Source organism: Thermoanaerobacter sp. YS13, from assembly GCF_000806225.2.
GTDB lineage: Bacteria > Bacillota > Thermoanaerobacteria > Thermoanaerobacterales > Thermoanaerobacteraceae > Thermoanaerobacter > Thermoanaerobacter uzonensis.
On record NZ_JOOI01000001.1, the window covers coordinates 397,914 to 410,743 of the forward strand.

The window sequence follows — 12,830 nt, forward strand, 5'->3', positions numbered from 1 at the left end:
CTGCTGGGGCTGGGAAAGTCTGAAAGGCGGACTACAAATACTCCAGCTATCTAAACTGTACATTTTTGTACAGTTTGGGTAACCAGGAATAATCATGTTAGAGCTTTTGGCACCAGTTGGAGATTTGGAAAGGTTAAAAATAGCTATAAATTACGGAGCAGATGCGGTATACTTTGGAGGAAAACATTATAGTTTAAGAGCTTCTGTTGGTTTGACCCTTGAAGAGATAAAAGAAGCAATAAAATATGTGAGGAAAAGTGGGAAAAAAGCATATATTACTATAAATATTTTTCCCCACAATGAGGATTTGAAAGGATTGCCTGAATACATTAAATCAGTCGTTGACCTTGGAATAGATGCTATTATTCTTTCTGATCCAGGGATTTTTTCTATTGTAAAAGAAGTAGCTCCTGAAGTAGATGTTCATATAAGTACGCAAGCAAATAATGTGAATTATAAAAGTGCTCTGTTTTGGCATAATTTAGGGGCAAAAAGAATAATTCTGGCAAGGGAACTATCTTTAAAGGAGATAAAAGGAATAAGAGAGAAGACACCAAAAACTTTAGAATTAGAGGCATTTGTCCACGGAGCTATGTGCATTTCTTACTCAGGAAGGTGTCTTTTAAGCAATTACCTTACAGGAAGAGATTCTAATAAAGGAGAATGTGCACAACCTTGCCGGTGGAAATATTATCTTGTAGAAGAAAAAAGGCCAGGAGAGTATATGCCCATTTTTGAAGATGAAAGGGGCACATATATTATGAATTCTAAAGACCTATGCATGATAGAGTACATTCCGGAACTTGTTGAGGCTGGAGTTACAAGCTTTAAAATTGAGGGAAGAAACAAAAGTGCCTACTATGTTGCTGTAGTGACAAGGGCTTACAGAAAAGCGATTGACGATTACCTTGAAAAAGGAAAAGATTATGTTTTTAACAAAAAACTTCTTGAAGAGGTTTCTAAAGCAAGTAACAGAGGATTTACCACGGGGTTTTATTTTGGCAAACCAGGTCCTGATGCTCAAAATTATGAGTCTTCAAAGTATATACGGACTCATGATTTTGTAGGAATTGTTAAAGATTATGACCTAAATACAGGAATTGCTGTTGTAGAGCAAAGAAACAGGATGTTTGTGGGAGATAAAATTGAGATTGTGGGGCCTAAAGTAGAGTTTGAGCAGCAAATTGAAAAAATGTGGGATGAAGAAGGAAATGAGATTGAGGTAGCTCCCCATCCTCAAATGATAGTAAAAATTCCTATAAAGTATCCTGTAGAAGAATTTTTTATACTGCGTCGAGAAATTAAAAATTAGGTTAAAACTTGCTCCTTTTGGGAATACTTTTTCCTGAAAGGAGCAAAGTTTTATGGAAAATAGAAATTATAGGATTGTTTTTTTGAGGATAGTTTTGTCAATTTTAATGTTAACATTGATTTTTAGGCTTTTTTACATTCAGGTAATCAAAGGAGATTTTTATTCTCAAAAAGCGGTGGAACAAAAAATTAGAAGTTTTAAGATTTCAGAGAGAAGAGGAGAAATATACGACAGGAATATGATTCCTTTTACAGATAGAGAATACAAAGAATATATATTTGCTATACCTAAAATGTTAACTGACAAAGAAAAAGCCGCTAAGGTTATAAGTGAGATTGCTGCAGTAGACTATGAGGATGTATTAAAGTCCCTTCGAAGTGCAAAAGATTATGTGGAATATGAAGTTAAATTTAATTTAGACACCAAATTACCTATAGGCATTTTTAAGTTAGCTTTGCCTCAAAGGTATTCGCAGAATTCTTTAGCAAGACATGTAATAGGGTATGTAGGAGAGAAAAAGATGGGTTTAGAAGATACTTTTGATGGAATTTTAAATAGCAAAAGGGAAGATAGCATTGCAGTGTTTACTGATGGGAATAATATTGATTATATAAAAGGGTTAGGAGTAAGGTTAAAAACTTCTGGAAAAGAAGTTTTGGGGGTAAAAACTACTCTTGATTATCACATACAAAAGGCAGTAGAGAATGTTCTTGACAAGAATATGGTAGATGGAGCAGCAGTGGTATTAGATATAAAAACAGGTGATATACTTGCAATGGCAAGTAGACCTAATTTTGACCAAAATAATATTCAAGCTTATTTAAATAGCTCTAACGAAGAATTTATAAACAAAGCTGTCTCAATGTATCCCCCTGGCTCTATTTTTAAAATTGTAATAGCTGCTGCAGCGTTAGAATATAATAAAGTGGATTTACAAGGTACTTTTTATTGCAGTGGTAGTTATGATATAAATGGAATAGTATTTCACGATTACAAAGGAGAAAGTCATGGGGTAATAAACATGGTAAAAGGTTTTGCAGTTTCCTGCAATACTACTTTTATAAAGATTGGGCAAATAACAGGGGCCAAAAATATTTTGGAGATGGCGAGAAAATTTGGAATAGAAAGTGATGATGGTCTGCCAATACCTGAGCAAATAGGGAGATTGCCTAAATTGTCTGATACTTATGGAGCAGGTATTGGGAATTTGTCAATAGGGCAAGGAGATGTGCTGATGACGCCTCTTCAAGCAGCTGATATCGCAGCGACAATAGCTAATAACGGTGTTAGGAATGTTCCACGTTTAGTGACTGCAATAGTTGATGAAGAAGGGAAAGAAATTGAAAAATTGTCTCAGAAAAAGTCTTACAGGGTGATAAGCGAAAAAACAGCCATAATTTTAAAAGGAATGATGAGAGAAGTGGTTATTGACCCAGAAGGGACAGGAAAAAGGGCGGAGACTACCTATGGTAGTGCTGGTAAAACAGGTTCTGCTGAAGTCAGTAAAGAGCTAAATATATATCATGCTTGGTTTACAGGTTTTGTTCCTTTTGATAAACCTAAATATGCAATTTCGATTTTTGTAAAAAATGGAGATACTGGAGGAACTAAAGCTGCCCCTCTTTTCAAAGAAATAGCGGAGAAAATAATGAAATATTGATGTACGTGCACCATTTTAAATAAAACACATATAATAGATGTGTAATGCTAAAAAAAGGGGTGGCAGTGATGTGGGAAGTTGTTTTTGCAATTTTGGCTACAGTTGTAAAAGAAATCTTAAATCTTGGTTACTTGACGAATACTAACTCTTTCCCAAATCCACTTACTCCAGAAGATGAAAAGAAATATTTAGAGGCTTATAAAAACGGAGACGAGGAAGCTAGAAATATTTTGATAGAAAGAAACTTGAGACTAGTAGCTCATGTTGTTAAAAAGTATAGTGGAACAGGCAAAGATATAGATGATTTAATATCTATTGGGACAATAGGGCTTATAAAAGCAATTTCTACTTTTGATTCTTCAAAAGGTACTCATCTTGCCACATATGCAGCTAGATGTATAGAAAATGAAATACTTATGTCTATACGAGCGGAAAAAAAGTTGAAAGGAGAGATTTTTTTACAGGATCCTATTGGTGTTGATAAAGAGGGCAATGAGATATCTTTAATGGATGTTCTCGGCACAGAAGAAGATGAAATATCAGAGCAAGTAGAGAAAAAACTGCAAATTAAAAAGTTGTACAGTAAAATGAACAGCGTTTTAAAAAATAGAGAACGGTTAATTATAGAAATGAGGTATGGTCTGTACAATGGGAAAGTTAGAACTCAAAGAGAAATAGCAAAGATGCTTGGCATATCTCGATCATATGTTTCAAGGATTGAGAAGAAGGCTTTAAATAAGCTTTTTAAAGAGCTTTCCATGTAAAACTGTTTGTATTGACAGTTTATTTTTTTTTATTATATAATTTTAACAAAATGAGGTGAACATATGTATAAAAAGTTAATTCCTGATATTATAGTGGAAAATATCTATGATATCAATTTAAACTTTTTAAAAGAAAAGGGAATTACCAGTCTTGTCTTAGATATTGACAACACTTTAGTGCCTCAAAAATCAAAATTTCCCGATAAAACGACTATTGAATGGCTTGAAAAAGTAAAAAAAGAAGGGTTTAAAATTTGCCTTATTTCAAATAACACTAAAAGAAGAGTGAATGAATTTAAAGAAAAAGTTGGTGTACCTGGAATAGCTTGGGCCATTAAGCCGAGAAAAGGAGCTTTTAAAAAGGCTTTAAAGATTTTAAATGCTAAGCCTAATGAAACAGCTTTAATAGGGGACCAAATATTTACTGATATTTTTGGTGGAAAAAGAGCAGGATTGTACACTATTTTGGTAAAACCTTTATCTCAAGAGGAATTAGGGTGGACCAAGCTTATGAGAAGGGCAGAAAGACACGTACTTAAAAGGATTGAGGAATATGAAAATTAATGCAAATACTAAACTGTATGGTCTTATAGGCCATCCTGTAGAACATAGCTTATCACCTTTAATACATAACTATGCTTTTAATTCTTTAAATTTAAATTGTGTCTACACTGTTTTTAATGTTTTGCCGGAAAAGCTTGAAGAAGCAGTAAAAGGAGTTAAAGCTTTAGGAATAAGAGGAGTTAATGTAACTGTCCCTCATAAGGAGAAAATAATTGACTACTTAGATGTGGTCTCAGAAGAAGCATTAAAAATTGGCGCAGTCAATACTGTAGTTAATGAAGGAGGAATATTAAAAGGATATAATACAGATGTTTATGGCTTCATAGATTCATTAACAGAAGCAGGGGAAAAAATTGAAAGAAGAAAAGCAGTTGTTTTAGGAGCTGGTGGAGCTTCTAAGGCTGTTTGTGTCGCACTTGCTTTAGATGGAATAGATTCGATAATAGTTGCTAATAGAAGTGTTGAGAGAGCAAAAGATTTGTCAGAGTACATTAAGAAGGAATTTAAGATTCCATGTGATTACTGCAGTATAAATGAAGTAGAAGAAATACCAGAAATAGACATGCTTGTTAATACTACAAGCGTAGGAATGTATCCAAAGGTTGAAGATTCACCTGTCAGTGAAAAAGTAGTTTCAAAGGCTAAATTTGTCTATGATGTTATATATAATCCTTTTGAAACTGTTTTTTTAAAATATGCTAAAAAAAATGGAATAAAATATTCTAATGGACTTTCTATGTTGGTAAATCAAGCTAATTATTCTTTTAAATTATGGACAGGGGGATTTTTCGACAAAAATTTAGTATACATGCATTTAAAAGAAGGAATTATGAATAATTTGTAGAATATTTTATAAAGAGTAGATGAAGTGAGGCTATATGTGGGCACTTTACGCCTCACGGATACAGTGGTGCAACCGGCTTTATGTCGGCTTTATTATTTTGGAGGTATATTTTATGGCCAAGAAAAAGCTAGGGGAGCTTTTAGTTGAGGTAGGGCTTATAACAGAAGAACAACTAAAACACGCAATAGAAATTCAGAATAAAACAGGAGAAAAATTAGGAAAAGTTCTTATTAAATTGGGGTATGTTACAGAAAACCAAATACTAGAGGCTTTAGAATTTCAATTAGGTATTCCACATGTAGATTTGCAAAAATACTATATTGACCCAGAGGTGGCAAAATTAATTCCTGAAGCTGTTGCTAAAAGATATACTATTATTCCTATAAAAAAAGATGAAGATGGTATATTGGTAGCAATGGCAGACCCTCTCAATATCTTTGCTATTGACGATGTAAAAATTTTAACAAAGCAAAATGTAAAACCATTGATTGCTTCTGAAAGTAGCATCCTAAAAGCTATAGATAGAATTTACGGAAGAGAACAGGCAGAGAAAGCAGTCCAAGATTTTAAAAAGGAATTCCAAAGTGAACCTGCGAATGAGCTGCCAAATGAAATTCTGGAAGAAGTGCAAAATGCGCCTGCTGTACGCTTTGTAAATTCTATAATTGAACAGGCAATAAAAAATAGAGCTTCAGATATTCACATTGAACCTACAGAGAAGGACTTGCGGATTCGATTTAGGATAGATGGACAATTAACAGAGGCTATGAGAACTATAAAAAGCACTCATGCTCCAGTGGTAACAAGGGTAAAAATAATGGCAAACATGAATATTGCAGAGAGGAGACTTCCACAGGACGGAAGGTTTGAGTTTGTTTCAAACGAAAAGAATATAGATGTGAGGGTTTCTTCTTTGCCTACTGTTTTTGGAGAAAAATTAGTTTTAAGGCTTTTGGATAAAGAAAATTTCGTGATGACAAAAGAACAGTTGGGCTTTGATGAAAAAGACGTGGCACTTTTTGATAAGCTGATAAAAAGACCTCATGGTATAGTACTTTTGACTGGTCCTACAGGCAGTGGAAAAACCACAACTTTGTACGCCATGTTAAAAGAGCTTAACAAACCTAATATCAATATAATAACTGTGGAAGATCCCGTTGAATATTCCATAGAAGGAATAAATCAAGTGCAAGTTAATGAAAAAGCAGGTCTTACTTTTGCTACTGCTCTTCGGTCTATTTTAAGACAAGATCCGGATGTTGTCATGATTGGAGAAATTAGGGATACAGAAACTGCAGAGATAGCTATCCGCTCTGCTATAACGGGGCATTTGGTTCTTTCTACTCTGCACACAAATGATGCAGCAGGGGCAGTGACAAGGCTTATTGATATGGGTATAGAACCTTATCTTGTTTCTTCTGCTGTGGTTGGCGTTATTGCTCAAAGACTAGCGAGAAAAATATGCGATAATTGTAAAATTTCTTATAAAGCTTCAGAGAGTGAGAAAAAAATACTGGGACTAGAGGAGAAGGAAGACATTACTTTATACAGAGGGAAGGGATGCCCTGTTTGTAATAAAACAGGATATAGAGGAAGAATTCCTATATATGAGATAATGACTATCACTTCTGATATCAGAGAGCTTATAAACTCCAAAGCTTCTTCTGATGTAATTAAAGAACAAGCGGTGAAAAATGGAATGAAAACTTTGAGGGAAAGTGCCAAAAAACTTGCATTAGAAGGAAAAACTACAATTGATGAAATGTTACGACTAACGTACGAGGATTGATGCATATGGATACAAAAGGACTTTTAGAATTAGTAGTTGAAAAAAAAGCTTCTGATTTGCATATAACGGTGGGAGTGCCTCCAGTTCTTAGAATTAATGGTTATTTAGAAAAAGTAAAAGGTGAACCTTTCACTCCTGGGCAGACAGAAGAAATAGTGAAAGATTTATTGACAAGTGACCAATTGCGAAAATTAGAGCAAAATGGGGACATTGACTTGTCTTATTCAGTTACAGGATTAGGAAGGTTTAGAATAAATGTCTATAAACAGAGGGGAAGTTATAGTCTTGCAATAAGGTCAGTAGCTTTGCGGATTCCTTCCATAGAAGAATTGGGGCTTCCTCCAATACTTAAAGACTTAGCTTTAAAGACAAGAGGGCTTATACTGGTGACAGGACCTACAGGTAGTGGTAAATCTACTACGTTAGCTTCAATGGTGGATTGGATAAATTCTAGAAGGACATGCCATATTCTTACCCTTGAAGATCCTATAGAATATTTACATAAACACAACAAAAGCATAGTAAATCAAAGAGAAATTGGTTACGATGCGGCATCTTTCGCTTCTGCTTTAAGGGCTGCTTTAAGGGAAGACCCAGATGTTATATTAGTTGGAGAGATGAGGGATTTAGAAACTATTCAAATTGCCATAACTGCTGCTGAGACAGGTCATCTTGTTTTATCCACTCTTCACACAATAGGAGCTGTAAAGACGATCGATAGGATTATTGATGTTTTTCCTCCCCATCAACAGCAGCAGATAAAAATACAGCTTTCTAATGTTTTAGAGGGTATTATTTCGCAGCAACTTATTCCCAAAAAAGATAACAGCGGGAGAGTAGTTGCAACAGAAGTTATGATTGCCACTCCTGCTATAAAAAATCTCATAAGAGAAGGTAAAACTTTCCAAATACAGTCGGCAGTTCAAACAGGCAGCAAGTTTGGCATGATGACAATGGACATGTCTATTTTGCATTTGCTAAAAGCAGGAATTATATCACTAGAGGATGCCTTGACCTATTGCGTAGACCAAGAAAATTTTTCACGCATGATATAGAGGTGGTTATATGCCGTTATATGCTTACAAGGCGAGGGATATGGCAGGCAATCTTATTGTAGGCACTTTGGAGGTTGATTCTAAGTCTCAGTGCATTGACGTTTTAAAGCAAAAAAATTATTATATAATTGATATCAAGGAAGAAATTGTAAAACAGGATATATTAGATTTTGAATCTTTTAAAAAGGTTAAGATAAAAGACATTGCTGTTTTTTGCAGGCAATTTGCTACCTTGATAAATGCAGGTATTACCATAGTGAGTTCTTTGGCTACTATGAAGGAACAAGTGGAGAATAAAAGATTAAAAAAAGCTATAAGCGAAGTTTATGAAGAAGTTCAGAAGGGAAAGACTTTATCTGATGCGATGAAAAAACATGGAGAAGTTTTTCCTATGCTTTTGTACAATATGGTGGAAGTAGGAGAAGTAAGCGGTACTTTGGATAAAGTTATGAATGAAATGGCAGACCACTATGAAAAAGAAAATAACCTAAATCAGAAGGTAAAATCTGCCTTGACTTATCCTTTTATTGTATCTGTTGTAGCTGTATTAGTTGTTATTTTTCTTTTGACAAATGTTTTACCTATTTTTGTAGGTATGTTTAAAAATGCTGGAGTCCAGTTGCCTCTTCCTACTCGAATATTAATTGCTATAAGCAGCTCTATATCTCAATATTGGTACTTTTACATAGGAGGAATTTTCCTGATTTTTTATTCGATTTTGAGTTTTTTAAAGACACCTGAAGGAAGGCGAATTTATGACAGAATGCTTTTAAACATGCCAATCTTTGGCCCTCTAAATAAAAAGATTTTAACTTCCAGGTTTACAAGGACTTTAGGAACATTGATAAGTGCTGGTGTACCGCTTATGAAGGCAATGGAAGTAGTAGAAAAAGTTGTGGGAAATACGGTAGTTGCAGAAGGATTAAGGGTGGCGCAAGAGGATATAAAAAAAGGCTTACCTCTTTCTGATCCTTTAAAAAGAATTGGCATTTTCCCGCCAATGGTAATTCAGATGATAAGTATTGGTGAAAGTTCAGGTTCATTGGACAGCATATTAAATAAAACTGCGGATTTTTATGACGGAGAAGTGGATACAGCTGTGTCACAAATGACTACTCTATTAGAGCCTTTAATAATTGTTATGCTGGGGACAGTAGTGGGCTTTATAGTTGTTTCAATCATTATGCCACTGTTCCAATTGTACAATTTTATAGGTCAATGACATGAGGAAAGGGGGTGAAAAGGAATGGAATGGTTTGTAAAGGCATTAAATAAAGATGAAAGAGGTTTTACATTAATTGAATTGATTGTTGTCATTGCAATTTTAGGTGTACTTGCAGCTATTGCAGTGCCAAATGTAACAGGTGTATTGAGTAAATCAAAGATACAAGCTGATAAAGCGAATGCAGCAATTTTAGCGGAAGCTGCACAGAGATATTACATTGATCAAACATCGAACAGTTCGAGCAATCCACCAACTTCTGTAACTACTCAACAATTAAAAGATGGGGGTTATATAAATAATGTACCAAAAGATCAATATGGTGGAGATTTTCAAATCACTTTTGACACAAATGGTTCTGTTACGGTAAAAAATTCACAGAACCAAACTTTGTATCCGCAACAATAAAATTGGGCACTTTTGTGCCCTTCCTATTATTTTTTTAGGAGGTCATTATGAAAATATTACTTTACATACTCATATTTTTATTCGGCACAATTATAGGAAGTTTTTTAAATGTGGTCATACACAGAGTGCCAAGAAAAGAGTCAATAGTTTATCCTCCTTCTCATTGCCCTAAATGTGGACATGAATTAAAAACTATTGATTTAATGCCTATATTGAGTTATATTTTACTTAAAGGAAGATGTAGGTATTGCGGAGAAAAAATTTCAATAAGGTATCCTGTTGTTGAAGCATTGACTGGAATTGTGTTTTTGATAATTTACTATAAATTTGGTTTAGATTTTAAAGCTTTTTCTTACATGTTTTTAGGTTCTATATTGATTTCAATAAGTTTTATTGATATGGAACACAAAATAGTGCCAAATAAAATGATTATTGCAGGATTTGTAGGTGCTATAATCTTTCGATTGTTAATGTACAATTATGGACTTTTGGATTATGTGTTGGGTTTAGTCTTAGGTGGAGGAATTCTCCTTCTCATCTCTTTAATTTCAGGAGGAGAGATGGGAGGAGGGGACATAAAATTGATGGCTTTAATTGGATTTTTTATAGGATGGAAGCTTACAATTTTAGTACTTTTCCTTTCTGTAATCATTGGAGCATTAGGAGGAGTTATATTAGTAGCTTTGAAAATTAAAGGAAGAAAAGATTATATTCCTTTTGCACCTTATATTTCTTTTGCATGGTTTATTTCAATTTTGTATGGGTATGAGATTCTTAACTATTATATAAAATTCATAAGAGGTTAAGCTTATGAAAAGAGAGAAAGGATTAACTTTAATAGAGCTTGTAACGGTTTTGGCAATTTTTACAGTTATAGTTCTTATAGTTATTCCTTCGACTAACTTTTTTGATACGACGAAGTCAAATATAAGGCTTACTCTGATTGCACGTGAGGTTGTAAATGACTTAAGGTACATACAGCAAAAAAGTATTTTTGAAGGAGAAAATTTATATTTTGAAATCAAACCCGATAAGACTGGTTATTATATAAATAGATATGAAGACGATAAAAATATTAAGTCAAAAAATCTGCCTGAAGGAATTAAAATAGAAAAAAATATACAAAAGGAAATAAGATTTAATCAAATTGGGATTCCTTCTACTGGAGGTTGTACAATAACTTTAAAAAATAACAAAAAAGAAATTTATATAACTGTGCTTCCTGCTACAGGGCGTATTATGATAAAGGGGAATTATTAGGAGTGATTTTATGAAGATTTTAAAGGATAATAAAGGCATGACTTTAATAGAGGTACTTGTCTCAATAGCTATATTTGCAATAGTGGCAATACCTCTTTTGGGTATTTTTAGTCAATCTGCTATAACTTCTGCTAACTCTAAGATAAAGACAAAAGAAGCTACAATTGCACAGACAATTGCAGAAAACATAAAAGCTGGAATTGTAAAGGATAATTCTGATCTGTCAAAAGTAACAGAGATTTTTGAAGAAGAAGGCTTTTTGCCTTATGTAGAGCAGCATGTCACAGATTCAGGTAATGGACTTTCTCAATATGAAATTAGAGTCAGCAAAGCTGGTTCAAGCACTACTTTTTATACCCTTTATGTAGTGGCGCCTAAAACGGCTATTACAGCTTATACGCCTGTTTATATGCCTTTTTCAGGTGGTTCTAAAGGAAACGTCTTTGATAGAGTAGTTAATTATGCATTGAATTTAATAGCAATAATTGTTATCGCTATATGGACTGCTTTATTCATACTTTTTGTAGTAATACCTGCTTTTGGGTTAGAGTCTATTATAGAAGTTCCTAAACTGGTGAGTACAGTCATCAATTTAATCAATTCAGGAGTGACTAATTTAAAAGCTATTGCCACAAAAGCAGCAGAAAGTGCAAGACTTACCATTCCATGGTGGTTAAAATGGTGGTAAAAAAAGAGGCGGGTTTTACCCTCATTGAACTAATCGTGACATTGGCTATATTAGGGGTTGTGATAGGGATTTATTCATCTTTATATTATTCAGGATACAAGTCTTTTATAAGTACACAGAATAACGTTGATGTTGAGCAAAATGTCAGATTTGCCATAAATTACATTGTAACTGCCTTAGAAAAGGGGCCTTCTCATGTTACTGTAATTGACAATGGACATGGCATAAACATAGACGGCCTTGTCATAAGGCTAGACAGAAAAAAGCACGCTCTTTATACCAATGGCAATGCAGGGCATGAATTAGCTGTCAAGATTTATGGTTTTAATGTGGCTAAAAAAAGTACGAACATGATAAATATCCAAATAATTGGGCAAAGTGATGATAATGGGTCAAACAGATTTTCCCTCTCTACAGATGTTTTTTTAAGAAAGAGTGATATAAATGGTCAATGAGAGAGGTTCTGCCCTAATATTTACTCTAATGGTGATTTTAATTCTCACAGTCCTTGGGGTTGCTATTTTAGAAGTTACTATTACTAATTATAAAATTTCACATGCCTACGCAAATTCTATTTCTGCTTCATACGCTGCAGAAGCAGCTTTGGATATTGCTAAAAATGAGTTTAATGACCAATTACTTAGTGATTTATCTCAGCGGGCACAAAATATCATAAACAACACCAATGAAAAAATACCAAGAGAATTTTTATATCAAAGCATCTATTCCTTTGTCCAGAACTATCTTCAGGAAAACGTATTTTATAAATATCCTCAATCAGGGTATTTAGGGGATACTGGTCAAAAATACACAATACAAAGTATGACTTTAGATAGCAATTACAATAGGCTTACATATATTATACACATAAATACAACAGGGGAGTACAAAAACATCAAAAAAGAGGGATATGCAGAGCTTATACTTAATCTCGAATCGTCCGAGCCACTTACTGTTTCTAAGTGGGAAATAAAATAATGGGAGAGGGTTTTTATGCATCTTAAAAATTACATGGAAGACGCTGTTGACCAAATGATGGATAAGGTTTTGAAAGATTTAGACGTTTGTAAATGCGACAGGTGTAGAATGGACATAAAAGCTTTAGCACTTAACAATTTACCTCCAAAATATGTTGTATCAGAAGAAGGAGAACTATATGTAAAGACAAATGAGTTAGTCAGGCAATTTGAGGTAGACATAATAAAAGCTATAACAATGGCTGCTCTTAAAGTGAATAACAATAAGCGCCATTAGGAGGTAAAAA

15 protein-coding genes and 1 riboswitch are annotated in these 12,830 nt (G+C 33.9%); all 15 genes read left to right on the plus strand.

Annotated elements, in window-relative coordinates; genetic code table 11:
- The first annotated feature begins 94 nt into the window (after positions 1 to 94).
- The 15 genes from THYS13_RS02005 to THYS13_RS02075 all read left to right on the plus strand — a co-directional run bounded on the left by THYS13_RS02005 (position 95) and on the right by THYS13_RS02075 (position 12,820).
- On the plus strand, positions 95 to 1,312 hold the full coding sequence (locus THYS13_RS02005; RefSeq protein ID WP_042832920.1) for a U32 family peptidase: 1,218 nt from the start codon (positions 95 to 97) through the stop codon (positions 1,310 to 1,312).
- 52 nt (positions 1,313 to 1,364) lie between these two features.
- A complete protein-coding gene (locus THYS13_RS02010; RefSeq protein ID WP_042832921.1) occupies positions 1,365 to 2,972 on the plus strand; it encodes a penicillin-binding protein 2 in 1,608 nt (535 codons plus the stop codon).
- A 68-nt stretch (positions 2,973 to 3,040) separates the two neighbouring features.
- Complete coding sequence (gene sigK / locus THYS13_RS02015) at positions 3,041 to 3,736, plus strand: RNA polymerase sporulation sigma factor SigK (RefSeq protein WP_042832922.1); 696 nt, start codon at positions 3,041 to 3,043, stop codon at positions 3,734 to 3,736.
- Between the two features lie 63 nt (positions 3,737 to 3,799).
- A complete protein-coding gene (locus tag THYS13_RS02020) occupies positions 3,800 to 4,300 on the plus strand; it encodes a YqeG family HAD IIIA-type phosphatase (RefSeq protein ID WP_042832923.1) in 501 nt (166 codons plus the stop codon).
- A complete protein-coding gene (aroE, locus tag THYS13_RS02025; RefSeq protein ID WP_042832924.1) occupies positions 4,290 to 5,144 on the plus strand; it encodes a shikimate dehydrogenase in 855 nt (284 codons plus the stop codon). Before THYS13_RS02020 ends, aroE begins: the two co-directional genes overlap by 11 nt.
- 3 nt (positions 5,145 to 5,147) lie before the next feature.
- A riboswitch (cyclic di-GMP riboswitch) is annotated at positions 5,148 to 5,231 on the plus strand.
- A gap of 25 nt (positions 5,232 to 5,256) precedes the next feature.
- Positions 5,257 to 6,933: a type II secretion system ATPase GspE gene (gene gspE, locus THYS13_RS02030; RefSeq protein WP_042832925.1), complete on the plus strand. Its 1,677-nt coding sequence runs from the start codon at positions 5,257 to 5,259 to the stop codon at positions 6,931 to 6,933.
- A gap of 5 nt (positions 6,934 to 6,938) precedes the next feature.
- The gene (locus tag THYS13_RS02035) at positions 6,939 to 7,988 is read left to right on the plus strand and encodes a type IV pilus twitching motility protein PilT (protein ID WP_042833917.1); all 1,050 of its coding nucleotides are present in this window, start codon (positions 6,939 to 6,941) and stop codon (positions 7,986 to 7,988) included.
- A gap of 10 nt (positions 7,989 to 7,998) precedes the next feature.
- The gene (locus THYS13_RS02040) at positions 7,999 to 9,210 is read left to right on the plus strand and encodes a type II secretion system F family protein (protein WP_042832926.1); all 1,212 of its coding nucleotides are present in this window, start codon (positions 7,999 to 8,001) and stop codon (positions 9,208 to 9,210) included.
- A 24-nt stretch (positions 9,211 to 9,234) separates the two neighbouring features.
- Positions 9,235 to 9,618, plus strand: a complete 384-nt coding sequence (locus tag THYS13_RS02045; RefSeq protein ID WP_042832927.1) for a competence type IV pilus major pilin ComGC — start codon at positions 9,235 to 9,237, stop codon at positions 9,616 to 9,618.
- 47 nt (positions 9,619 to 9,665) lie between these two features.
- Positions 9,666 to 10,424 carry an A24 family peptidase gene (locus THYS13_RS02050; RefSeq protein ID WP_042832928.1) on the plus strand — a complete coding sequence of 253 codons (759 nt, stop codon included), beginning with the start codon at positions 9,666 to 9,668 and terminating at the stop codon, positions 10,422 to 10,424.
- Between the two features lie 4 nt (positions 10,425 to 10,428).
- Positions 10,429 to 10,878: a prepilin-type N-terminal cleavage/methylation domain-containing protein gene (locus THYS13_RS02055; RefSeq protein ID WP_042832929.1), complete on the plus strand. Its 450-nt coding sequence runs from the start codon at positions 10,429 to 10,431 to the stop codon at positions 10,876 to 10,878.
- Between the two features lie 10 nt (positions 10,879 to 10,888).
- Positions 10,889 to 11,566, plus strand: coding sequence for a prepilin-type N-terminal cleavage/methylation domain-containing protein (locus THYS13_RS02060; RefSeq protein ID WP_042832930.1), 678 nt, complete (start codon positions 10,889 to 10,891; stop codon positions 11,564 to 11,566).
- Complete coding sequence (locus tag THYS13_RS02065) at positions 11,557 to 12,021, plus strand: PilW family protein (RefSeq protein ID WP_042832931.1); 465 nt, start codon at positions 11,557 to 11,559, stop codon at positions 12,019 to 12,021. Before THYS13_RS02060 ends, THYS13_RS02065 begins: the two co-directional genes overlap by 10 nt.
- Complete coding sequence (locus THYS13_RS02070) at positions 12,011 to 12,544, plus strand: PilX N-terminal domain-containing pilus assembly protein (RefSeq protein ID WP_042832932.1); 534 nt, start codon at positions 12,011 to 12,013, stop codon at positions 12,542 to 12,544. The genes THYS13_RS02065 and THYS13_RS02070 overlap by 11 nt, the downstream gene beginning before the upstream one ends.
- A 15-nt stretch (positions 12,545 to 12,559) precedes the next feature.
- Positions 12,560 to 12,820 carry a late competence development ComFB family protein gene (locus THYS13_RS02075; RefSeq protein ID WP_042832933.1) on the plus strand — a complete coding sequence of 87 codons (261 nt, stop codon included), beginning with the start codon at positions 12,560 to 12,562 and terminating at the stop codon, positions 12,818 to 12,820.
- Positions 12,821 to 12,830 lie beyond the last annotated feature (10 nt).

What these genes read in the sequence shown, in the direction of transcription:
- THYS13_RS02005 (WP_042832920.1), top strand. Translation starts at nt 95, where the DNA reads ATGTTAGAGCTTTTGGCACCAGTTGGAGATTTGGAAAGGTTAAAAATA.
- THYS13_RS02010 (WP_042832921.1), top strand. Translation starts at nt 1,365, where the DNA reads ATGGAAAATAGAAATTATAGGATTGTTTTTTTGAGGATAGTTTTGTCA.
- sigK (WP_042832922.1), top strand. Translation starts at nt 3,041, where the DNA reads ATGTGGGAAGTTGTTTTTGCAATTTTGGCTACAGTTGTAAAAGAAATC.
- THYS13_RS02020 (WP_042832923.1), top strand. Translation starts at nt 3,800, where the DNA reads ATGTATAAAAAGTTAATTCCTGATATTATAGTGGAAAATATCTATGAT.
- aroE (WP_042832924.1), top strand. Translation starts at nt 4,290, where the DNA reads ATGAAAATTAATGCAAATACTAAACTGTATGGTCTTATAGGCCATCCT.
- gspE (WP_042832925.1), top strand. Translation starts at nt 5,257, where the DNA reads ATGGCCAAGAAAAAGCTAGGGGAGCTTTTAGTTGAGGTAGGGCTTATA.
- THYS13_RS02035 (WP_042833917.1), top strand. Translation starts at nt 6,939, where the DNA reads ATGGATACAAAAGGACTTTTAGAATTAGTAGTTGAAAAAAAAGCTTCT.
- THYS13_RS02040 (WP_042832926.1), top strand. Translation starts at nt 7,999, where the DNA reads ATGCCGTTATATGCTTACAAGGCGAGGGATATGGCAGGCAATCTTATT.
- THYS13_RS02045 (WP_042832927.1), top strand. Translation starts at nt 9,235, where the DNA reads ATGGAATGGTTTGTAAAGGCATTAAATAAAGATGAAAGAGGTTTTACA.
- THYS13_RS02050 (WP_042832928.1), top strand. Translation starts at nt 9,666, where the DNA reads ATGAAAATATTACTTTACATACTCATATTTTTATTCGGCACAATTATA.
- THYS13_RS02055 (WP_042832929.1), top strand. Translation starts at nt 10,429, where the DNA reads ATGAAAAGAGAGAAAGGATTAACTTTAATAGAGCTTGTAACGGTTTTG.
- THYS13_RS02060 (WP_042832930.1), top strand. Translation starts at nt 10,889, where the DNA reads ATGAAGATTTTAAAGGATAATAAAGGCATGACTTTAATAGAGGTACTT.
- THYS13_RS02065 (WP_042832931.1), top strand. Translation starts at nt 11,557, where the DNA reads ATGGTGGTAAAAAAAGAGGCGGGTTTTACCCTCATTGAACTAATCGTG.
- THYS13_RS02070 (WP_042832932.1), top strand. Translation starts at nt 12,011, where the DNA reads ATGGTCAATGAGAGAGGTTCTGCCCTAATATTTACTCTAATGGTGATT.
- THYS13_RS02075 (WP_042832933.1), top strand. Translation starts at nt 12,560, where the DNA reads ATGCATCTTAAAAATTACATGGAAGACGCTGTTGACCAAATGATGGAT.